Here is a 20,380-nt window from a genome sequence, read left to right on the forward strand (position 1 = left end):
CCTCCTTTTTATCATCATCTATGGTGTCGTTTTACTTTTTTTCTGCAATTCGGAGCTTCGCTGAACGGGCACGGTTGTTATGTTCCAGCTCTTGTTCTGATGCAACGATCGGTTTTCTCGTGATCAGCTTCAGCTTTGGTTCAAGTCCTTCTGGAATCACTGGTAGTCCGTGCGGAAGTTCTGGAAGAGAAGACATTTCTTTAAATGTACTTTTACAAATCCGGTCTTCAAGTGAATGGAATGTAATGACAGAAATTCTCCCCTTCGGATTGAGTAACTCTATTGCTTGTTCTAGTGCTTCTTCAAATACTTTCAATTCATCATTTACGGCAATTCGGATCGCTTGGAACACTCTTTTTGCTGGATGTCCGCCAGTTCGTCTTGCAGGTGCGGGAATTCCTTCTTTGATAATGTCGACAAGCTCCCCTGTTGTTTCAATTGGCGCTTTTTTTCTAGCTTCTTCAATTTTGCGTGCGATTTGCTTGCTGAATTTTTCTTCCCCATATTTGTAGAAAATCCGAACTAGATCTTCAAATGGCCATTCATTCACCACTTGTTTTGCCGACAATGCGGCCGTTTGATCCATTCGCATGTCAAGAGGTGCATCATGGTGATAACTAAAGCCTCTTTCTGGTGTGTCAAGCTGAGGAGATGAAACCCCAAGATCAAATATCACACCGTCTACGCTTGTAATACCTTGTTCATTCAGACGTTCTTTTAAATATCGGAAGTTGCTTTTTATGAAAAGAATGTTCGCTTTAGCATCCGCGAGCTTCTCTCGTGCATGATCCAGTGCAGCATCGTCTTGGTCAAATCCAATCAATGTACCTTTTTCTGATAGTTGAGATAGTAAATATGAGCTATGACCTGCTCCGCCTAGCGTGCAGTCCACATATGTACCGTCTTCTTTGACGTTTAAACCGTCAACTGTTTCTTTTAATAAAACTGTCTCATGTTGAAACATGATGTTATGGTCCCACCTTTTTCAAATAGAAATGAATGTGTAGAAAGCTTGCTGCACAAGGGATTATTATATATCAAATCCAATCATGTTTTCAGCAATTTCAGCAAAAGAATCTTCTTGCTCTTCTGTATATTGTTCCCAGATCGACTTACTCCACAACTCAATTCGATTTGAAACGCCGATGACCACACATTCTTTTTCGAGTTTTGCATATTGGAGTAGGTTTGATGCGATGTTAATACGCCCCTGCTTGTCCAGATCGCATTCGACTGCGCCAGAGAAGAAGAACCGGGTAAACGCACGTGCATCTTTTTTCGTTAGCGGTAGTGCTTTGAGTTTCTCTTCGATTAGTTTCCACTCACTCATAGGGTAGCCAAATAAACATTGATCAAGCCCTCTCGTCAGCACAAACTGTTCTCCGAGACCGTCTCTAAATTTAGCAGGGATGATCATGCGCCCTTTTGTATCAATCGTATGTTGGTATTCACCCATGAACATGATAATCAGAGCCCCACTTTCTCACCCTTACTCTCCACTATCCACCACTTCTCTCCACAAAACTTATTTTACACTGTTTCAACATAAAAAAAAACCCTGAACTAGTCAGGGTTCATTAAAACTTTATTTCAAAGTTTGACAATTTGCTGCTTGTTTTGAAATGAAAATGGCAGATTTTTGAACGTTTTGAAGAATTCTGGACCATATTTGTTTAAAAAGTACATGATATTCCAAATTCTTTCTTGCGGAGCATCCAGTGGTTTTAAGCTGTTTTCAATCCGTTCAAAGTCCCGAAGGATATATCCTTCCTTTTCTTCCACACGCTGCGCCACCTTTTGATAAACAAATTGAAGCTGGTCTTCGATAAATTTGGCATTTTTATCTAGCAGCTGATCGAAGTTTGGTTCAACCTCCAGTGCTTCTTGCCTCAACACGCCATGAACATTCGCTAATTCACGTTTGGCTTGTTCAACCGCTTGAACAAAGCTGTCTGGAAGGCTTTGCTGAAAGTGAGCTTCTTTCTTTTCTTTTACTCCGCTTGTCAGCACTTCTTCTACCGACAGTTCTCTGACTGGCAGCTTCTTATCAATATGTCTTTCAAGAATGGTCACGTGCAATCTTGGGAGAACAGGTGCCATCTTCAATTTAAAGTGCTCAAAGATTCCTTTCAACTCTCCCCAATAGTTAACTTCACCGTGTCCTGCCATAAAAGCAAGTGTCGGGAGAAGGGTTTCCTGCATTAAGGGACGTGTCACCACATTGTTACTAAACCGTTCTGGGTGCTCCTCAATTTCCTGCAAAAGCTCTTCTTTTGACCATGTAAGCCCCACTTCTGATATAGAAAAATGGCCGTTCTCCTTCTCAATCAGGAAACGCTCCTCATCATATTCGTAAAACAGGTTCGCCTGATTGTCACCAGCTTCAATGATCGGCTGATATCCCGCTCGCTTCATGGCGGCCTGCGTTTCATTCAAGCGAGTTGTGACTGCGTCATTTGTCTCGATAATATGTTTGAATAGTGTACGCTCAAGTGGTTTGACGTCTAAGTCTCCTGAATTAAATAGAAGCAGTCCATCTTCTTCAAAAAGATCGGATACAATCCATTCAAAGAAATCTGTATACGTTTCTGATTTGCGTAAACATCGAATAAGCTGATCAAGCAAGTCATTGGTGTACGCAGACTCTTCATAGCTTGAAAACACATCACGAAGCCATTTTTCTGTTTTTTCTTGATGCAGCGGCGTTCTTTTCGCAGCAGTTTTTTTCACGCTATGTAATGGCAGCTTTTGTTTGACTGGACCTTTTTCGCCAGACGTGTACACAAAATTGATTTCATCTACGTCATGATCCTCACCTGCTACCCAAAAGACCGGAATCACAGGAACGCCAAGTGCTGATTCTTTTTCTTTTGCGAACTGAATAATGGATATGATTTTATGTATGGTATAAAGCGGTCCTGCCAGTAGGCCTGCCTGCTGCCCTCCAACCACCATGACACTCCGTTCGTCACGAATCTTTTCAATGTTTTGACGCATCGCAGATGATTCAAACTTTGCGTGGTATGCGCTCATATAGTCTGCTAAAGCCTCGCGCGGGAAGCTCATTTCCATGAGATCGTCGTATCTCTTTTTCCATGTGTGCTCAGAATGTATATCATAATCAAAAAAAGCAGTCATCTCTTTTTTTTCTTCTATATAATCACGTATGAATAAATTCTGACTTCGGATGGAAAGTTCAGTCAATTGCATGTTTAGAACTTCCTTTCTTCAATAAATAGTTAGTTTCCCGAAAAAAGTATAGCATGTAAATGAGCTCACTCAAAAGATTTTGTTTGCTTTTTTTCCAATACTTCCAAGCTTCGATTGAAGAAAGTAAGATGTGGCGCAAGAATCTCTTGGGCTTGAGCTTTTTTTAACAGATAGCCAACGATGGCTTTTCTTTCGGTTTGGCGGCCTTTGACGATATCTTGAAGCATCGACGATTGATTAGCGGCCGTTTTCTGACAAATTGAGACTATGTGGGACCAGAGCCGCTCTTTTTCAGGCAAGCCTAGGATGGACAACGCTTCTTCACATGCACATTTCATCATGTATTCATATGAGGGGTTTGTGATTAATTCCCCATTTTTCACATGTAATAAAGCCGTTAGTGGATTAATGCAGACATTGACTAGCAGTTTTTCCTCCAGCACCTTTTGCCATTCATCCGTATAAATCATCTGAAAATCGGCCGGCACTTCCTTCAAAAGCTTCCTCATATCAGCTGTATCCTCATGATGAAACGCTCCCCACTTGATCACACCAATCCCTGTATGATCCACTGCATGATCTGATACCTTCATAGCCCCGTGCTCTACGACACCAATATATAATGAATGCGCTGTTTTCCAGTTTTCTAAATCTAATAAGTGGGCCATGCCGTTCTGTAAAAATAAGATTCGTTGACGAGGTAATGTTGATAGTTCATCAAGCACCTCTTGCAAATGGTGATATTTCACCGTCACAATGAGCAGATCAAATATTCCTGTGATCCCTGTCTGTGCATGGGCTGCCGCCCGGCATGTCTCTCCTTTTACCGTACGCTTAATTCCTGTTGTATTAATCTCCTCTGCCTGTTCGTTTCTTTTTGTAAAGACTGTGACGTTATGATGCTGTGATAAATAACTAGCACAAAGCAGACCAATCGCACCACCGCCAATGATTCCAATGTTCAACTGCCGCACTTCCCTTTTTCTGTTTACTTCATCATATCAACTATTCTAACAGTTTCATGCTGTGATGCAAAAAGCAGGTGGCGCGCCAAGATTGAATTTTTTTAATTTAAAAACTATAATAATAAGTGTAAAAACTTTTTTGAGGCGGATGGGATGAAAACGCCTTCAATGACATCACTGTCGACATTATGTGTGTAAGGGGGAAGATCATATGGCACAAGTAAAACGACTTTTAATCAATTACAAAACTTTAGAGGAATTTAAACAATTTAAGGAATATGGTATACAAGAACTATCCATGCTTGAAGACCTTGAAAGCAATATGATTGAAAATGACAGCAACTCTCCATTTTACGGGATTTATTTTGGAGATAAGCTGGTTGCACGTATGAGCCTTTATCAAGTGGACGGCTCGACGACTACGTATTTTGACCACAATCATGATTATTTAGAGCTGTGGAAACTGGAAGTGCTTCCTGGTTATCAGCGCAAAGGGTACGGCGAAGCACTTGTTGAATTCGCCAAATCTTTCGGATTGCCTATCCGAACCAATCCACGCGTCAAATCCGCCGGCTTTTGGGATAAAATGGGCTTTGAGGCGGTAAAATATGATATGGAACGCGATAAAGGTGAAAATCCACTCATCTGGGAGCCCGCCCATATTCAAAAGAATACAGGTGAATCCGCTTAATGGATGATGACAAAACGCCCCTCCTTTCTCTGTGAGGGGCGTTTTATTATTTAGCATATTCTTTTAAGCTGATATTCTGTTTGACTCTTTCAACAATCCCAATGAGGGCCCGGTAATCTTCTTCTGTCATTTTTAATTGCCGCTTCAGGTGCTCATTTTCTTCTGTGAGTGACTTCAATTGATGCTTTGCATCCGCCAGTTCCTCACGTAAATAAGCAGGACCAGCTGGTTCTTTTTCAAGCTGTTCTAGAAACTGAATCACTTCTCGAAGAGTCAATTCAGCCTGATCTGAAGATGTCTTCTCTTCTATGGTTAACGCATGCTGCGGTAAACCTGAGGAATGAATACCGATCTTTTGGCGTAGTTCTTTCCGCTGTTTTTTCGCCAGTTCAATGCCTGCCTGATATTGTTTTCTGACATATGAGTTCCACCTGAATCCACATGCTGCAGCCGTTCTTGATAATGCTTTCCCGACTTCTTCAAATGCGGAAAGCTGCGTTCCCCCATCTCGAATGTGCCTTAAGACGACTTCTGCTAATAGTAAATCTTCATCTTGTGTCCATGCGTCCTGCCTTGTAATCGTCAATTGATCATCCCCCCTGAATCTGAATACCACATCATATGCGCTTACTAGAGTAGATAGACTATTTGCAGGAGAGAAACCTAAAAAATAGACAAATAAAAAAACGCAAGGGAGGATTCCCTTACGCTTTTTTATCAAGCATTAGTTGCTTTTTACGTCTTTGCCTTTGTATGTTCCGCAAGATTTGCAGACACGATGAGAAATTTTCATTTCACCGCATTCTGGGCAAGCTACCATACCAGGTACTTGTAGTTTGAAATGCGTACGACGCAATCTTTTTTTCATTTTAGAAGTTCTTCTAAAAGGTACAGCCATTATTCCCACCTCCTTAAAGAGTTAAGATTCATTATTTTCTTCTAAGAGCTTCTTCAAGCCTTCCAGACGCGGATCAATTCGGTTTTGATGTGCATCTTCCGAAATGACCGCCCAGTCATTCCCTTCCTGCGGTGCAGCACCTTTTACGTCTGTTTGGTCGCAAAAGATTTGCATCGGCACTTCAAGAAGAATTTCTTCCTTGACTATAGGCGTTAAGTCGATGATATCGTCTTCTACAACAGATACGTCTTCATCTTCTATATCGTCTGTCTTATGAAGTACAAATAGTTCTTTCGTTGAAATCGCAAATGGATAATTTACATCAACAAGCGTTCTTGAACAAGGCAATGTCATTTCACCTGTGATGGTTAAATCAAATGCGACTTGCTTTGATTCGATCACTCCAGTCCCTTTCACCTCTACTGGTGAAATGCGACGTATATCTGAATGAAGGCTAGTAAGTTCATTTAAGTCAACCGTCTCATGAAAATCGAAGCTGTTTTTAGCTTTTTGATGTAACTGATAAACTGTCCATTTCAATTGTATCACCTCTAAGAGCAACAAACATGATTATAGCTTTCATCATGTTATTTGTCAATATTTTTTCTTTACAGTCCTTTGTGATGTCAGAGCGTTGTTTGACATCAGTTCATGGAATGCCTACACTGAAAAAAATGGGCTTCATTTTTCCCTTATGCTACTGTAGCATAGACCATTTAACCATAGCAAGAAAGGCGGAACATCTATTGAAAGCAACAGGAGTCGTTGTCGAGTACAATCCATTTCATTATGGACATGCCTATCATGTTCGTCAGGCTAAAACACATACCTCCTCAGATGTTGCGATTGCCGTCATGAGCGGTTCCTTCCTCCAGCGCGGAGAGCCTGCAATCGTCTCAAAATGGGCACGAACAAAAATGGCATTGCAAAACGGTGTAGACATCGTATGTGAGCTTCCATACATATACGCGGTGCAAAAGGCAGAAACCTTTGCAAACGGCGCAGTATCCATTCTAGATGCTTTGAAATGCCGCTCTCTTTTTTTCGGCAGTGAGAATGGGGACATCAAAGCATTTGAGCGAACAGCCCACGCTTGGCTTGAAAAAAAAGAAGAAATTGACCTTTTCACAAAAGAAAAGGTGAAAGAAGGCCTTAGTTATCCAGCAGCCGCTGCCGCTGCGTTTCAAGAGGTCATTGATCCCACACACTTACTGGATTTGTCTAAGCCGAATAACATTCTAGGTTTTCATTATGTCAAAGCCATCTTAGAGAGATCTCCTCATATAGAGCCCTTTACCTCTCAAAGAATTGCATCTGGCTATCATGATCAAGAGCTTCCTGAACATCAAAAAATTGCAAGCGCAACAAGCATACGGAAAGCGTTAAAAGAGCACGGTTCATTTGAAACAGTCACCTCTTATCTCCCGGAAGCTTCACTTAAGCAATTACATGACTATCATTCTTCTTATGATCTTTTACATACGCAAGAAGACTATTTTAGTTTCTTAAAACATGTGTTTCACACCATGGATACAGCAGAACTAAAAGGCATCTATGAAATCGAAGAAGGCATCGAACACCGCATGCAAAAGGCGATCACGCATGCATCCTCCTACGAGGAATATCTATCACTTGTGAAAACAAAACGATATACATGGACAAGGCTGCAGCGGATGAATACGCACCTTTTAATGAGGGTGAAGAAAAATGACATGCATGAGCTGCTGAAAGAGAAGCAAGCACCCTACATTCGTTTACTTGGCATGTCAAAAAAAGGACAGCAATACTTATCTCTTGTCAAAAAAGAATTAGACGTACCACTCGTCAGCAAGCTGTCTTCCTTATCACACCCTGCCCTTGATCTTGATATTCGCGCTTCCCGTGTCTTCAGTCTTCCCATCAGTGAACCCATGCAAACAGAGTTAACGGAAGCAGAGTTTAAAACCTCCCCGATCCGCTACGATGAAGAGACGGGTCTCTTCCAATCTCGATAAAAAAGAGCAGCCTTGATAAAGGCTGCTCTTTTTTAATTAAGATGCTTTCTCTTTTAACTTGTTTAAATAGTTCAGTGCGTCCTGCATTGTGTCCACAGGTACGATTTTCATATCACTTTTAATATCTTTCGCTGTTTTAACAGCATTTTTGTAGTCTGAATTTGGATCACCTTTATCGTTTGGTGCAAAGAAGATATCTTTTCCAGCCTTATCAGCTGCAACGACCTTTTGATCTATTCCGCCAATTGGCCCAACCGTACCGTCCGCATCAATTGTTCCAGTTCCCGCAATTGCATAGCCGTGTGTTTCGTCTTCTTTTGTCAACTGATTATAAATTTCAAGTGACATCATTAAACCTGCCGACGGGCCGCCGATATTTTCAATATCTACCTTAATGGAAGGTGAGACTTTCACATTACGGTCTGTAAATAATGAAACGCCAATGCCGACTCGCTTCGGTTCTTCTTTAAAAGGTTTTAACGTCACTTTCTGCGTAATATCCTTGCCGTTTCGTTCAAGGACAAAACGGACAGATGTACCTGCTTTTTGACTGCTGATATACGAAACCATTTTATCAGCAGAATCATAGGTCTTGCCATCAACGCTTTTAATCCGGTCGCCCACTTCGATTTTTCCGTAAGCAGGCATGCCTTTCATGACGTAGCTCGCATATACCCCATTAAACGTATAATCTACTTTTTTACCCGCTTTTGTATACGCGGCTATCATGGCATTTTCTTGAGAGCTTTTCATCAGCTGAAGCTGCCTTTTCATATAATCTTCATCCGACTCTCCGTCCGCTTTAATATTTTCTTCCGGGACGATTTCGTCATACTTATTCATTTTCGCAAGCAAATACGTATACGGGTTGGCTGGACCTACTTTAATCGTCATAAGAGAGAAGCTGCCCTTCTCGCCATATCCTCCGTCCACTTGAATATGAGGAGCAATCTCTGTTGCATCCCCAGGCTTTGTCACGTAATACGGCAGTTTGACAAAGGTTAAGCCAAATAATACTAGGACAACTACAAAAAAGCTAAGCCAGCGAATATTCAATTTTTTCATTCGATTAACACTCCCATTTATCAATGACATCTTTCAGTTTACCTGTTAGTTGATCAGCGGCGAGCTCACCAGCTTCTATCATCTCCTGCACCTGCGTGAACGAACTAGAACTAAATGTTTCAAGCTTCGGCCGAATCATGAGATCTGCGTGAATGGTTTGATGACGCACCAATTCATTTTGAAGAATGTCCAAACTTTGCATAATCACATCCGATAATCTCGTCGCCTTTTCTGTTTTTTTCACCCTTGATACATCTGAGGCGATAATGAGGTCTGCGCCCATTTCTTTTAAAACGGACACAGGAATGCGGTCAACAACCGCTCCATCCACTAGCTGCCTGCCGCCCATTTCGTGAGGAACAAACACGCCTGGAATGCTAATGCTTGCTCTGACTGCTTGTGAGACAGATCCTTTTTTAAACACAACCTTCTCCCCTGTCTCGAGGTCACAGGCAACAACCGCAAGGGGCATTCTTAATTCCTCGAATTTTTTCCCATATGTAAACGTGTGAATCAGCTGCAAAATTCGATTTCCTTTTAAAAGACCGATTTTTGGCAGTGTATAGTCAGCATAATACTTTCTTCTGAAGACAAGTGCAAGTTTTTTCATTTTTTCTACGTCTTGTCCTGCCGCATAAAAGCTCCCTACAAGTGCGCCAATACTGCTTCCGGCGATCATATCTACATGTATTCCTTGTTTCTCAAGACTAGACAAAACCCCGATATGCGCCATTCCCCTCGCACCCCCGGAGCCTAACGCAAGCCCAATGATCGGTCGCTTCATGAAAATCCACCCTCCTCTTTCTATGCATATATACGAATCTATAGGTCTAAACATGCCCCTACTGCTCGTATAGTAATAGAAGACAGGCTCGGCTAGTTTCTTTTTCTCCATTCACGAGCTCGCCAATAGATCATAACGGCAAGGGGCGAAATCTCCATGAAAAAATGGAACACTCTGTTCATCGCTGCTTTTTTTATTTTTTTAACAGCCACTGTGATTACACATCCACAAGCCTCTTTGCAAGCGTCTAAAAATGGACTTGCAATGTGGTGGGAGGTTGTATTTCCATCATTGCTTCCTTTTTTTATTTTGTCCGAGCTATTAATTAGTTTCGGGATTGTCCGATTTGTCGGGGTATTATTAGAGCCATTTATGCGCCCCATCTTCAGGGTGCCTGGAGTAGGCGGATTTGTACTAGCGATGGGAATGGCTTCAGGCTTTCCTTCTGGTGCAAAATTAACGACAAGGCTCAGGCAGGAAGGACAGCTGACAAGAATTGAAGCAGAGCGCCTCGTTTCCTTTACAAATTCATCGAATCCATTGTTTATTTTCGGTGCGGTAGCTGTTGGGTTTTTTCATCACCCAGCTTTAGGGATCGTTTTGGCCAGCGCACATTATTTAGGGAATCTCGCTGTTGGTGTTACGATGCGGGGATATAAAGCACGGCATGATGCAGACCTGAGAAACCGCCAGAGATTGATATTTCCACCATTTAAAGAGGCATTCAGCGCCCTTCATAAAGCAAGACTTGCAGAGAAAAGACCGCTCGGCCAAATTTTAAGTGATGCGGTGATGTCATCAGTTCAAACTCTCTTTATGATTGGCGGCTTTATTATCTTATTTTCTGTGTTTAGCAAAATGCTGTCAGTTGTCCATGTGACAGACCTCTTATCCATAGGGCTCAGCTATATGCTGAAAACAATGCATCTTCCACCAGAATTAGACCTTGCCATGATTGCCGGTTTATTTGAAATCACATTAGGAAGTCAGATGACAGGGTCACAGGAAGTCACTCTTCTCGCCAAAACGATTGTCGTCAGCTTTATTTTAGGATTCAGCGGGTTCTCTGTTCAAGCCCAGGTCGCTGGGATTTTGGCAGCAACAGATATCCGCTTTAAACCGTTTTTCTTCGCCCGTCTGCTTCACGGGATTTATGCAGCTGTTTTTGCCTTTTTATTATTCAAGCCTCTTTATGTCTCTCGATCAGACATGGCTCTCCCAGCAGGCGCCTTTGAAGCAAGCCAGCAGGTCGTCATGTTCAGCAGCATGCTTTGGAATCAGCTTGTGACAGCCGGTCCTTTGATGACGCTTTGTAGCTTGATTGTGTACATCGCGCTATACTATCGGAAATTAAAAAATGGATGAGTGCACCAGGCACTCATCCATTAAATTTTTCCTTCAGCGCTGCTTCTACCTCTTTTGGTACAAGATCTTTGACTGATCCATGGTATTTCGCTACTTCTTTGACAATGCTGGAGCTTAAGAAGGAATATTGATTGTTGGTCATCATAAAAAATGTTTCAATTTCATCGTCTAGCACTTTGTTCATTGATGTGCCTTGCATCTCATACTCAAAGTCCGTCACAGCTCTTAGTCCGCGCAAAATGACTTTGGCTTCTTTTTGCTTCGCATAATCAACAAGCAGGCCGTGAAAGGATTCCACTTTAATATTTGGCAGATCCTTTGTCGCTTGGCGAATAAGCTCACACCGCTCTTCAACAGTAAATAACGGTTTTTTGGATGAGTTGTTTAATACACATACGTACACTTCATCAAAAATCTTTGCACCTCTTTTGATGATATCCAAATGCCCCAATGTGACTGGATCGAAGCTACCCGGACAAACGGCTATGTTCCCCATGCTTAATTTCCCCGCTTTCTATAGATCGTAATACCAGTCAACCCGTACAGTTCCTGTCTTGATATGTGAAGCTGACCTGCTTGCTCTGGGAGCTTGACGTCTTTATCATGCTCACACACGATCACACCGTCATCTGTTAACAAGGCGTGCTCATCTATCATTTCAAGAAGTGCTTTCAGTTGTTGATCTTTATATGGCGGATCAAGGAAAATGGCTTGAAAGGATTCCTCCCGTTTCACAACAGCTGATAGTGCACGCTTTGCTTCATTTCGAAACACTTCACTTTGATCCATTAGCGACAATTGATTAAGGTTTCCTTTAATCGTCTGTATCGCCTTCATATCTCGATCAACGAATATGCAATGATCGAACCCTCTGGAAAGCGCTTCAATTCCTAAACCACCGCTTCCCGCAAATAAATCAAGGGCCCATCCGCCGTCAAAATACGGGCCGATCATATTAAATATCGATTCTTTTACTTTGTCTGTCGTCGGTCTTGTTGATTGACCTGGTACCGCTTTAAGTGTGCGGCCTTTTCTCGTTCCAGAGATGACTCTCATTTTTCCACCACTTTTTCTGCTTGCTTCTATTATTTATCATCGTTTATGACAAAAAATTCAACATTATCTTACCACATCACTCCCCAAGGAACAATGCGCGGATATTCATTCATTTTTTATGTATAGATCAAGAAATCCGGGGTCATACTACTTATAACAGCATCTGATGTGGTGCTGTTGCCAACCGCGGAGAAGACTTACGTTTCCCCATAAGTTCTTCCTCCGGTTTCTCCTCTCCCTTTGCCTTCTCCTTAATGAATCATTAAGAATAGAAGGACCCCGCGGGTGATGCCGCGGGGATTTTTTTGTGTCTTTAAAAGCCCACCTTATAATCGTACTCTTTTGCTTTGTCCAATTTGGATTCGTACTCTAATTTAATAAAAGGCTTATAGGAAGGCTCAACACGTTTCACAAATGGTAATGAGCTGAGCTTAGCCATATGACGCTCAAGATCATTCATATCACAATAGATCACCGCATATTTCATTTTTCTTGAAATGTAGTGAACATTCCCAAATTTTCTTAGCGCTTTTGACTGCTTTAACGAATGCAGCCAAACAACCATCCCTTGACGTTTGGTTTCCATCTTTTCACCTGCCGCTTTTCAATTCTTTTCATTCATTATGTAAAAGACGAGACATTCAAGTCTCGTCAAGATACTTTACAGCCGCAGCTGCCACCTGATCCACAGCCACCACCGCATGATGATAGACCATCAAAATATGGGTTCCCTGTTGGAACTTTAATATATGCTGATACAGCTTGACCGATTTCAATACTAATCTCATCTAAGATGGATTGAATCGCTGTTTCTGCTTTTTTGAAATCAACCACTGTATCGTGAAGATCTAGCTTTCTTTTGACCTCACGCATTTCCTTTGAGATCGTTCTATAGTCCGGATGATACTTGCCGAACCGCTGCACATCCTCATATTGCTCTTTTACTTTTGTAAAATGGGCAATAATTTGTTGGGCTTCTTCGTCTTGCTGGAGACGCTTAAAGCAGTTGCGGTAATGTTCAGCCTCCTCCGACTGAAGAATCATGGCAGCCAATTGATTTGCTTCCTCTTGGAGCTCCACAGATTCGATTGTCGCATACATAAATGATGCACCTCCAATTCATAGTTTACCACGAAACCTATGGATCAGAAAATGCTTTTACGTGACAAATACATCCCATGTTTCTCTTTTCTGTTTATATTCTGGATGACGTGAATTCAGCACAACGGTCATTTTATGCTTTCCTTTTGAAAGGTGCTTGACCACAAATGCCGCAGTATACTCATTACCGGCACGTTTCCCGTCTACATACACTGTAAAATATCCCGCCTTCTCGTTCTTTTTTAAACGTTCTGCCTGAAGATGAAAATCTTGAAGTGTACTTTCTATATAGACAGACGATCCCTGCACTTTGTATTTCAAAAAGCCTTGCTGCTTCATTTCGCTTTGGGCTTGCTGCATGACTGGTACTGCTGGGTCTTGCTTCTTCACTTGCTGCTCTTCATGTTGACTTTGACACCCTGTAACAAGAAAAAGCAATGCGCATATTGACAGCATCCATTTCATCATCTGATTCTCCTTTCATCTACTCTTATAGGATGCTCAGGAAATAGACATCTTAATCAACTCAAAAAAGCCTTACCCGGCTCCATTTTGATTGCGCATTGCTTGGAACATTTGGATCATCATTTCAGCCATTTGGACGCTATTGCTCAACTGACTCACACGATGAGGAATGGTTTTTTCGTAAAAATTCATTTTATCTAATTCAAAGGACGATAGATTTTCAGGATGTCGAGTCAGCTGTCTGTACCAGAGAGGACGCTGTCTTATGAATTTAACCCGATCCTCTTCGGCCATGACAAACTCCTGTACTTCTTTTCGCACCAAAAGCATCCCCTTTCACTTAATCTTTCCTGAAGGAGAATGGGTGCTGACTGCCTCCAGATGAACCTTTCTTTGAGCCATTAGTTGAAAATTGGCCGAGTAAGCTTTGTAAAGAGGAAATGGACTGGCTCATTTTATTAATTTGTTCATTCATTTGATCAGCGTCCATTTTTTTCACAGCGGAAACCATTTTAGACATAAAATCTGCTTTTCCTGCTTCACTTGGCTTAGAGGCTTTCTCTTCTTTAGCGTCTTCAGATTTTGTTTGCCGATAAGGTGACCACATCTCATCTTCCTCACCAAACATAACCCAATTCTCGTATACACTTTGCCAGCTTTTTTCTTGCGCTTGCACTTCTTGAATTAACTTCGGATGGCGTCTGACGAACTGTTTAAATTCATCAATGGATGTTTGTTTTTGCTTGTTTGTCATATCCTCACCCCCCATACAAATGCCTACTATACTATATACACCAGCATCTGTTTTGGTGAGCCTCTTTTTAAACATCAAAAAAACAGCTGCGACTAAACAGCTGCTTTCGTTTAAGATGTTTTCTTGATGAAATTTTGGGTGTAATATTTTTCTTTTACTCCTACACCAAGGTGCGTGTAATCTTTATTTAATAACGCCTTCCTGTGACCTTCACTATTGAGCCAGCCTTCTACCGCTGCAGGTCCATCTACATAGTTATATGCAATGTTTTCACCTGCGAGCTGAAAGTCCACCTCGCCTCTTTCTAACCGGTCTTTCAGTGTGCCATATTTTTTAGATTCATGGGAGAAATAATGATTCTCTTTCATGTCCTCACTATGCATAAAAGCCACTTCAGAGGTTTCATCATCCCACTTTAAGATCGGCAGGTTGTACTTATGGCGGATAATATTGGTCATATCAAAAATTTGTTTTTGACTGGAGGCTTCGATATCCTTCCATTTTTCACCCGATATCGCCTCAGGTTCTATCAATTGACCTCGATAGACCACCTCATACGGCTTTTGTTTCACAAAAGTGTCTGCATTGAAGGCCCTGATACTTGAAAGGGTGCTTTCAAACTTATCCATGTAAAGCTGGACATACACATCATCTCCCACTTTCACCGTGGGTCTTGTATTCATATCATCTTCTGAGAATTCAAAGCGGTATGAATTTTGTTCATCCTCTACATGAATGTAAGGCGCAATTTGTGTTTTTTTAAATACTTCACTCGTGGCTTGACCGATCTTAAACGGTTCAACATTCAGTCCGTCTCCTGTTGCAAACATGGTCACCACTTTACTATCCTTTACCCCTACTTGAATATAGTGCTTCTTCGATTGGTTGTAAATCCACCAGTCATAATCATATGCGGAAGGATCAATGCGATCTGGTTCTCCCAGCTGTTTAAGCACTTCGTTTGAAGATTTCCCCATAAAGGACATGAGCCCCTTTTTAGGGATGTTGATCGGCTTATCGCTAGATGTTTCTTCATTAGACACCTTCGGTTCATTGCTGTTTTCCTTTTCTGGTGAAGATCCATATTGAATAAACAGAACGTACGTTCCAGATATAATCAGGAGGATGAGGAGTGTTTTGAGCACAGTTTTCAAATAAACACCTCCGTTAAATTGGCAAGGTACAAAAAGTACCTTCTACTGTCATTTAAACAAAACTTGCTCCATTTATCAACGACAATACAGCCTATTTAACACGAATTTAAAATATGCCCCTCTTTAATGGAGAAATCCTTGTCCATGATCTTGATCCTGTTGAGAGATTTCTGTCAGCGCATCCCCCGCACGGTCGTTTGATAAATCTTCGACTGATAAATCTCCAAGAGCAACAATCCCAGTTAATGAGCCGTTTTTCACAACAGGAATGCGGCGGAGCTGATGCTCTGACATGAGCCGGACAATTTCTTCAAGCGTTGCATCTTCTTCAGCAGTCAGGACTTCCTTCGTCATGAGCGAACCTACTTCCTGTGAGTTTGGCTTTTTTTCCGCGATGCCTCTGAGGACAAGGTCACGGTCTGTCACTATTCCAACGAGCTGATCGCCGTCGACTACTGGAATGGCACCAATGTCTGCATCTCTCATTTTGATTGCAGCTTCATACGTATTGTCGCCCTGTTGGCATGTCACTACTTTTTTTGTCATAATATCTTTGATTTTTTTCGTTTTCACGTTGATTCCTCCATCTGTTATTTTCTTTATTACTGTAACCAGCTTGTAAAAGAACATACCTTTCGCAGTTGAAAGTTTAACGCTTTCATACTATGATTGTCAGTAAAGGGAATTTTTATAAGGAGGGGTTTTGGGTGAAGTTTGAAGGTACGGGGATTGAAAAGGTATCGGCTGACTTAAATAAATTAGATTTCATTATGGAAAGTGAAGGATTTGTACGAGCCGATCAATGGGATTATGAGCGTGTAACGTATGACAGAAAGTACAGCATGGTAGAGGGGACCTTTTATTTAAGGATTTCTGGTTACGCCACTGAAGGAGATGTCGGTTCCAAAAAGGCACACATCCAGCTTCTAACACCATTACTTGGAAAACACTATTATCCACATGGTGTTGAATACGGCGAAGGTGAAGAATTCCCTAAGTCTCTCATCCAATCAAGCAAAAAAACGCTTGAACGACTGAAGGAAAAACTAGAATCAATGACTGCTGAAGCGTAAAATAAAAGGGCTATGATAGACGGACTACATGAAATATACGAAGAAAGCACAGCCATATGGCTGTGCTTTTTTAATCATATTTCGGAATAAGCGCATCTGGAACGGCATCTTTCGCTCTTTCTTTTCTTGCCCAGTCGAAAAAGACAACAGCAAGAATAGAGCCGTACACAATCTCCTGAATAATTTTCATCAAAATGGCGCCTAACTGCTGGTCCTCTAGCAGCGGCAGCGTGTGGAACATATCAGGGCCAGTGAGCGCAAGACCTGAAAGCATATCACTTGGCACACATAAATGCAGTGCTTGTATCCATGCGCCGGCGTCAGAATAGGTTGCATAGATCGGAGCCTCACTAAACATGATGAGTGCACATGCAGGTGTCATCAATATCCCGTCTGCCATGATATATCCAAGCTTCAAAATGCCTGTGATCTGTGGCTGACTTTGGACTTTATGGACGAGTGGCCACCACATGAAAAAGGCAGCGATAAAAATAACAACCGTCATCAACGCATGGTAAAACGGATCTGTTTTCACAAAATCAAAAACAAGCGGAATGTGATACAGCGAAAACAATCCGTTAAAACCAAGAAGTGCAATCAAAGGCTTGGAAAACAAACGAAAAACTGCTTGAATACCCGGCGTTTGAATGATCCGCTCCCAAATGGCCGCAGGCAATCCTGTAATAAGGAGAGGCGGTATCACTAAATATAGCACCGCCATCTGCGCCATATGTGCACTAAACATAATATGCCCCATCAAATCAATTGGGCTTCCTTTCACAGCATATAACAGAGCAAGCCCTGTTAGAAATAACGTTTTCTCTTTCACCGTCGCGCGGTGCTTTCCCTTTGTCACAAGAAGCAGATAAAGAGCAGCTGCTATGACAATACAAGTTAAATAGTAAGGGCTCCATAATGCCCGAAATCCGAATATTTCTAAGTTCTCCATTGCTGCGCCTCCTTCAAGGGCAAAGCGGGCTTACCACCATATAATGGTCAAAAAGGCTAATACGGTAATAAACGCAACAAACACACCTGAGTATAGAAACAAAGCGGGTGTTTCATGCCCTTTTTGGTTCATGTGCATAAAATAATAAAGCTGAAAAGCCACCTGAATGCCTGCAAGCAGTAAAATAAATGGTACTGCGAACCAATTTCCCACGTCATCAGAGGCGATCGTCAAAAACGCAACAAATGTTAATCCAATCATCAAGCCGAAAGAAATGAGCTGATGCTTCATTTCTTCGGCATTTTTCTTTTTACGATATACAAGATCGACTTTGGACTGATTTGTGTTTTTATTTCCCATTCTTATCCCACCATTCCCATTAAATATACAACGGTAAAGATGAAGACCCACACAACATCAATGAAGTGCCAATATAAACTTGCCACATAATATTTAGGTGCATTGTATAAATCGAGTCCGCGTCTCATATTTCGAATCATAAGAGCGGTAATCCAGCAAAGTCCGAAGGCAACGTGAGCCCCGTGAGTTCCTACAAGTGTATAGAAAGAAGAACCAAGAGCTGAGCTGGTAATCGTAAATTCATACGCATGCACATAATGATAAAACTCATAAATTTCAACCCCTAAAAATCCAGCTCCTAATAGAACGGTCACGCCGAGCCAAAGCTGCATCTTTTTAAAGGCAAAGTTTTTCATATGATACATTGCATACACACTCGTTAAACTGCTCGTCAGCAGAAGCATTGTGGCAATAAAGACAAGTGTAATGTCAAACATGTCAGTTGTTTTTGCTCCGCCTGCATTCGAATTTTTCAGCGCCAAATAAGTGGCAAAAAGCGATGCAAACAGAACGGTTTCTCCTCCAAGAAACAGCCAGAACCCGACAAACTTATTCTTTCCTTCTAACGTGGCCTTCTCAGGAGAAGCAGGAAAGGTTTCCGCTGTCATTTTTTGTGGTTCCATTATGCTTTCACCCCTTTATCATCGTCATCGGTCAAATCTTCTTTGTGAATATGGTATCCATGATCGTCTTTAAGAGACCGAACCAGCATGGTCGCAAACGTAATGCCAAGCCCAATGAAGATCACCGGCAGCCCCCAGCTGTGCTCTTGACGATACATAAAGCCAAACGCTGACACAAATAGACCGAATGAGATAATGACAGGCAAGATGGAGTTATTCGGCATGTGAATATCATCGAGCGGTTCAGATGCTGTCATTCCTTTTTTACCATCCATTTTTTCAATCCATAATGGATCTAATCCTCTGACAAGCGGAAGCTGTTTAAAGTTGTATTCTGGCGGAGGTGAAGACACTGCCCATTCAAGTGTTCTTCCATCTCCCCAAGGATCGCTTGAGACACGCTCCCCTTTTGCAGTTGTCCAGATGACGTTAATCAGCATGATCACAACCGCTACAAACATAAACAGTGCCCCTATCGTACTGATCAAGTTCCCGAGCTCAAGACCCTGCCCTGGCAGGAACGTAAAGACTCGGCGCGGCATGCCCCATAGACCGAGGAAATGCTGGATAAAGAAGGTTAAATGGAAACCGATGAAAAACAGCACAAAGCCAATTTTCCCAAGCCTCTCATTTAGTATTTTTCCAAACATCTTCGGCCACCAGTAATGCACGCCTGCTAAAATACCAAACACAACCCCGCCGATAATGACGTAATGGAAATGCGCCACAACAAAATACGTATCATGGAACTGATAATCTGCTGCAGCTGCTGCAAGCATGACTCCAGTTACCCCGCCAAGTAAGAACGACGGAATAAAGGCAACGGAATACAGCATCGGCGTTGTAAACTTCACATTACCGCCCCATATCGTGAGCAGCCAGTTGAATACTTTAATTCCTGTTGGTACCGCAATTGCCATAGTAGCTACGGCAAAGATCGCATTGGCGATCGGCCCAAGTCCTGTTGTGAACATGTGATGCGCCCACACCATGAATCCAAGGAAACCAATCAAAACAGTAGCGAACACCATGGACGAGTAGCCAAACAATCTTTTTCTCGCAAACACTGGAATGATCTCAGAGAAGATTCCGAATGCCGGCAAAATCAAGATATATACTTCCGGGTGTCCGAAAATCCAGAACAAATGCTCCCAAATGATTGTGTTTCCTCCAAGCTCTGGATTGAAAAAGCTCGTATCAAACATTCTATCAAGCATCAGCATCGCAAGCCCTGCTGTCAGCGGTGGGAATGCGAATAAAATAAGTGCGGAGGCGACAAATGTCGTCCAAGTAAAGAGCGGCATTCTCATATACGTCATACCAGGCGTTCGCATATTAATAATCGTTGCAAGAAAGTTGATCCCGGCAATCAGCGTACCAATACCCGCAATCTGCAAACCTAAAATATAGAAATCCATGCCATGTCCTTCTGAATTCAACGTCAACGAGGCATATGCAGTCCAGCCTGCATCAGGTGCTCCGCCCATAAACCATCCAAGGTTTAAGAAAATTCCTCCGAAAAAGAATAACCAAAAACCAAGTGAATTCACAAACGGAAATGCTACGTCACGTGCACCAATTTGTATTGGTACAACCGCATTCATTAATGCAAATAAAAGCGGCATAGCTGCAAGGAAAATCATTGTCGTTCCATGCATCGTCATGATTTCATTGTAAACCCCTGCACCCACAAAATCATTTTCAGGGATGGCTAGCTGAATACGAATAAACATCGCTTCTAGACCGCCAACCAAAAAGAAAAATCCCCCTGCCACTAAATATAATATGGCAATTTTTTTGTGGTCAACCGTTGTCAAGTAATCCCATAAGACAGCGCCAAACCCCCGCTTTTTAGCTATTGTACTCACCATGA

At 42.0% G+C, this 20,380-nt stretch carries 26 protein-coding genes; 4 read left to right on the forward strand and 22 right to left on the reverse strand.

The window, feature by feature from the left end:
• Positions 1 to 31 precede the first annotated feature (31 nt).
• The 4 genes from rsmH to AKG37_RS12900 form a co-directional block, all read right to left on the reverse strand.
• The gene (rsmH, locus tag AKG37_RS12885; protein ID WP_060699162.1) at positions 32 to 964 is read right to left on the reverse strand and encodes a 16S rRNA (cytosine(1402)-N(4))-methyltransferase RsmH; all 933 of its coding nucleotides are present in this window, start codon (positions 962 to 964) and stop codon (positions 32 to 34) included.
• Between the two features lie 66 nt (positions 965 to 1,030).
• On the reverse strand, positions 1,031 to 1,462 hold the full coding sequence (mraZ, locus tag AKG37_RS12890; RefSeq protein WP_003211163.1) for a division/cell wall cluster transcriptional repressor MraZ: 432 nt from the start codon (positions 1,460 to 1,462) through the stop codon (positions 1,031 to 1,033).
• A gap of 128 nt (positions 1,463 to 1,590) precedes the next feature.
• Positions 1,591 to 3,210 (reverse strand): bacillithiol biosynthesis cysteine-adding enzyme BshC, encoded by a 1,620-nt coding sequence (gene bshC / locus AKG37_RS12895; protein ID WP_060699163.1) that lies wholly within the window; start codon positions 3,208 to 3,210, stop codon positions 1,591 to 1,593.
• A 65-nt stretch (positions 3,211 to 3,275) separates the two neighbouring features.
• A complete protein-coding gene (locus tag AKG37_RS12900; protein WP_060699164.1) occupies positions 3,276 to 4,175 on the reverse strand; it encodes a 2-dehydropantoate 2-reductase in 900 nt (299 codons plus the stop codon).
• Positions 4,176 to 4,386: 211 nt separating this feature from the next.
• On the opposite strand from AKG37_RS12900, the gene AKG37_RS12905 reads away from it, so the two are divergent.
• Positions 4,387 to 4,866, forward strand: a complete 480-nt coding sequence (locus tag AKG37_RS12905) for an N-acetyltransferase (RefSeq protein ID WP_060699165.1) — start codon at positions 4,387 to 4,389, stop codon at positions 4,864 to 4,866.
• A 46-nt stretch (positions 4,867 to 4,912) separates the two neighbouring features.
• On the opposite strand, the gene gerR is transcribed toward AKG37_RS12905, so the two are convergent.
• The 3 genes from gerR to AKG37_RS12920 form a co-directional block, all read right to left on the reverse strand.
• Positions 4,913 to 5,452 (reverse strand): sporulation-specific transcriptional regulator GerR, encoded by a 540-nt coding sequence (gene gerR, locus AKG37_RS12910; RefSeq protein WP_060699166.1) that lies wholly within the window; start codon positions 5,450 to 5,452, stop codon positions 4,913 to 4,915.
• A gap of 138 nt (positions 5,453 to 5,590) precedes the next feature.
• On the reverse strand, positions 5,591 to 5,764 hold the full coding sequence (gene rpmF / locus AKG37_RS12915) for a 50S ribosomal protein L32 (RefSeq protein WP_008354700.1): 174 nt from the start codon (positions 5,762 to 5,764) through the stop codon (positions 5,591 to 5,593).
• A gap of 21 nt (positions 5,765 to 5,785) precedes the next feature.
• Complete coding sequence (locus AKG37_RS12920) at positions 5,786 to 6,304, reverse strand: YceD family protein (protein ID WP_019743276.1); 519 nt, start codon at positions 6,302 to 6,304, stop codon at positions 5,786 to 5,788.
• Between the two features lie 206 nt (positions 6,305 to 6,510).
• On the opposite strand from AKG37_RS12920, the gene AKG37_RS12925 reads away from it, so the two are divergent.
• The gene (locus tag AKG37_RS12925; RefSeq protein WP_060699380.1) at positions 6,511 to 7,758 is read left to right on the forward strand and encodes a nucleotidyltransferase; all 1,248 of its coding nucleotides are present in this window, start codon (positions 6,511 to 6,513) and stop codon (positions 7,756 to 7,758) included.
• A gap of 36 nt (positions 7,759 to 7,794) precedes the next feature.
• Here AKG37_RS12925 and AKG37_RS12930 read toward each other — a convergent pair whose 3' ends face one another.
• A complete protein-coding gene (locus AKG37_RS12930) occupies positions 7,795 to 8,823 on the reverse strand; it encodes a SepM family pheromone-processing serine protease (RefSeq protein WP_060699167.1) in 1,029 nt (342 codons plus the stop codon).
• A gap of 4 nt (positions 8,824 to 8,827) precedes the next feature.
• On the reverse strand, positions 8,828 to 9,607 hold the full coding sequence (locus tag AKG37_RS12935) for a patatin-like phospholipase family protein (protein ID WP_060699168.1): 780 nt from the start codon (positions 9,605 to 9,607) through the stop codon (positions 8,828 to 8,830).
• A gap of 156 nt (positions 9,608 to 9,763) precedes the next feature.
• Between AKG37_RS12935 and ylbJ the strand changes: the two genes are divergently transcribed.
• Positions 9,764 to 10,972: a sporulation integral membrane protein YlbJ gene (ylbJ, locus tag AKG37_RS12940; protein WP_060699169.1), complete on the forward strand. Its 1,209-nt coding sequence runs from the start codon at positions 9,764 to 9,766 to the stop codon at positions 10,970 to 10,972.
• A gap of 13 nt (positions 10,973 to 10,985) precedes the next feature.
• Here ylbJ and coaD read toward each other — a convergent pair whose 3' ends face one another.
• From coaD to AKG37_RS12985, 9 genes are all read right to left on the reverse strand, one after another.
• Positions 10,986 to 11,468 (reverse strand): pantetheine-phosphate adenylyltransferase, encoded by a 483-nt coding sequence (coaD, locus tag AKG37_RS12945; RefSeq protein WP_060699170.1) that lies wholly within the window; start codon positions 11,466 to 11,468, stop codon positions 10,986 to 10,988.
• Between the two features lie 2 nt (positions 11,469 to 11,470).
• Entirely contained in the window at positions 11,471 to 12,058 is a 588-nt protein-coding gene (rsmD, locus tag AKG37_RS12950; protein ID WP_420805465.1) for a 16S rRNA (guanine(966)-N(2))-methyltransferase RsmD, read from the reverse strand.
• A 283-nt stretch (positions 12,059 to 12,341) separates the two neighbouring features.
• Entirely contained in the window at positions 12,342 to 12,614 is a 273-nt protein-coding gene (locus AKG37_RS12955) for a YlbG family protein (RefSeq protein ID WP_003212137.1), read from the reverse strand.
• Between the two features lie 65 nt (positions 12,615 to 12,679).
• Complete coding sequence (ricF, locus tag AKG37_RS12960; RefSeq protein WP_007499807.1) at positions 12,680 to 13,129, reverse strand: regulatory iron-sulfur-containing complex subunit RicF; 450 nt, start codon at positions 13,127 to 13,129, stop codon at positions 12,680 to 12,682.
• Positions 13,130 to 13,186: 57 nt separating this feature from the next.
• Positions 13,187 to 13,594 (reverse strand): hypothetical protein, encoded by a 408-nt coding sequence (locus tag AKG37_RS12965; RefSeq protein WP_060699172.1) that lies wholly within the window; start codon positions 13,592 to 13,594, stop codon positions 13,187 to 13,189.
• 72 nt (positions 13,595 to 13,666) lie between these two features.
• On the reverse strand, positions 13,667 to 13,915 hold the full coding sequence (locus AKG37_RS12970; RefSeq protein WP_060699173.1) for a YlbE-like family protein: 249 nt from the start codon (positions 13,913 to 13,915) through the stop codon (positions 13,667 to 13,669).
• 19 nt (positions 13,916 to 13,934) lie between these two features.
• On the reverse strand, positions 13,935 to 14,348 hold the full coding sequence (locus AKG37_RS12975) for a YlbD family protein (protein WP_060699174.1): 414 nt from the start codon (positions 14,346 to 14,348) through the stop codon (positions 13,935 to 13,937).
• Positions 14,349 to 14,458: 110 nt separating this feature from the next.
• Positions 14,459 to 15,502 (reverse strand): CAP domain-containing protein, encoded by a 1,044-nt coding sequence (locus tag AKG37_RS12980; protein ID WP_060699175.1) that lies wholly within the window; start codon positions 15,500 to 15,502, stop codon positions 14,459 to 14,461.
• A gap of 123 nt (positions 15,503 to 15,625) precedes the next feature.
• Positions 15,626 to 16,048: a CBS domain-containing protein gene (locus AKG37_RS12985; RefSeq protein ID WP_060699381.1), complete on the reverse strand. Its 423-nt coding sequence runs from the start codon at positions 16,046 to 16,048 to the stop codon at positions 15,626 to 15,628.
• Positions 16,049 to 16,209: 161 nt separating this feature from the next.
• Here AKG37_RS12985 and AKG37_RS12990 point away from each other — a divergent pair, with 161 nt between their 5' ends.
• A complete protein-coding gene (locus AKG37_RS12990) occupies positions 16,210 to 16,575 on the forward strand; it encodes a YugN family protein (RefSeq protein WP_060699176.1) in 366 nt (121 codons plus the stop codon).
• 70 nt (positions 16,576 to 16,645) lie between these two features.
• Here the strand turns inward: AKG37_RS12990 and ctaG are convergent, their stop codons facing one another.
• The 4 genes from ctaG to ctaD are packed head-to-tail and all read right to left on the reverse strand — an operon-like array spanning position 16,646 to position 20,378.
• The gene (ctaG, locus tag AKG37_RS12995; protein WP_060699177.1) at positions 16,646 to 17,524 is read right to left on the reverse strand and encodes a cytochrome c oxidase assembly factor CtaG; all 879 of its coding nucleotides are present in this window, start codon (positions 17,522 to 17,524) and stop codon (positions 16,646 to 16,648) included.
• 30 nt (positions 17,525 to 17,554) lie between these two features.
• Positions 17,555 to 17,884: a cytochrome c oxidase subunit IVB gene (gene ctaF, locus AKG37_RS13000; protein WP_060699178.1), complete on the reverse strand. Its 330-nt coding sequence runs from the start codon at positions 17,882 to 17,884 to the stop codon at positions 17,555 to 17,557.
• Between the two features lie 2 nt (positions 17,885 to 17,886).
• A complete protein-coding gene (ctaE, locus tag AKG37_RS13005) occupies positions 17,887 to 18,507 on the reverse strand; it encodes a cytochrome c oxidase subunit III (RefSeq protein ID WP_060699179.1) in 621 nt (206 codons plus the stop codon).
• On the reverse strand, positions 18,507 to 20,378 hold the full coding sequence (gene ctaD / locus AKG37_RS13010; protein ID WP_060699180.1) for a cytochrome c oxidase subunit I: 1,872 nt from the start codon (positions 20,376 to 20,378) through the stop codon (positions 18,507 to 18,509). Before ctaD ends, ctaE begins: the two co-directional genes overlap by 1 nt.
• Positions 20,379 to 20,380: the final 2 nt, after the last annotated feature.

It is taken from the genome of Bacillus australimaris, assembly GCF_001307105.1.
Lineage (GTDB): Bacteria > Bacillota > Bacilli > Bacillales > Bacillaceae > Bacillus > Bacillus australimaris.

Excerpts from the sequence above, each read along its gene's own strand:
- ctaE (WP_060699179.1), bottom strand. The coding sequence starts at position 18,507 with ATGGAACCACAAAAAATGACAGCGGAAACCTTTCCTGCTTCTCCTGAG.
- AKG37_RS12965 (WP_060699172.1), bottom strand. The coding sequence starts at position 13,594 with ATGAAATGGATGCTGTCAATATGCGCATTGCTTTTTCTTGTTACAGGG.
- AKG37_RS12975 (WP_060699174.1), bottom strand. The coding sequence starts at position 14,348 with ATGACAAACAAGCAAAAACAAACATCCATTGATGAATTTAAACAGTTC.
- AKG37_RS12955 (WP_003212137.1), bottom strand. The coding sequence starts at position 12,614 with ATGGAAACCAAACGTCAAGGGATGGTTGTTTGGCTGCATTCGTTAAAG.
- bshC (WP_060699163.1), bottom strand. The coding sequence starts at position 3,210 with ATGCAATTGACTGAACTTTCCATCCGAAGTCAGAATTTATTCATACGT.
- AKG37_RS12985 (WP_060699381.1), bottom strand. The coding sequence starts at position 16,048 with ATGACAAAAAAAGTAGTGACATGCCAACAGGGCGACAATACGTATGAA.
- AKG37_RS12935 (WP_060699168.1), bottom strand. The coding sequence starts at position 9,607 with ATGAAGCGACCGATCATTGGGCTTGCGTTAGGCTCCGGGGGTGCGAGG.
- AKG37_RS12905 (WP_060699165.1), top strand. The coding sequence starts at position 4,387 with ATGGCACAAGTAAAACGACTTTTAATCAATTACAAAACTTTAGAGGAA.
- ricF (WP_007499807.1), bottom strand. The coding sequence starts at position 13,129 with ATGTATGCGACAATCGAATCTGTGGAGCTCCAAGAGGAAGCAAATCAA.
- mraZ (WP_003211163.1), bottom strand. The coding sequence starts at position 1,462 with ATGTTCATGGGTGAATACCAACATACGATTGATACAAAAGGGCGCATG.
- ctaD (WP_060699180.1), bottom strand. The coding sequence starts at position 20,378 with ATGGTGAGTACAATAGCTAAAAAGCGGGGGTTTGGCGCTGTCTTATGG.
- ylbJ (WP_060699169.1), top strand. The coding sequence starts at position 9,764 with ATGAAAAAATGGAACACTCTGTTCATCGCTGCTTTTTTTATTTTTTTA.
- coaD (WP_060699170.1), bottom strand. The coding sequence starts at position 11,468 with ATGGGGAACATAGCCGTTTGTCCGGGTAGCTTCGATCCAGTCACATTG.
- ctaG (WP_060699177.1), bottom strand. The coding sequence starts at position 17,524 with ATGGAGAACTTAGAAATATTCGGATTTCGGGCATTATGGAGCCCTTAC.
- rsmH (WP_060699162.1), bottom strand. The coding sequence starts at position 964 with ATGTTTCAACATGAGACAGTTTTATTAAAAGAAACAGTTGACGGTTTA.
- ctaF (WP_060699178.1), bottom strand. The coding sequence starts at position 17,884 with ATGGGAAATAAAAACACAAATCAGTCCAAAGTCGATCTTGTATATCGT.
- AKG37_RS12930 (WP_060699167.1), bottom strand. The coding sequence starts at position 8,823 with ATGAAAAAATTGAATATTCGCTGGCTTAGCTTTTTTGTAGTTGTCCTA.
- rpmF (WP_008354700.1), bottom strand. The coding sequence starts at position 5,764 with ATGGCTGTACCTTTTAGAAGAACTTCTAAAATGAAAAAAAGATTGCGT.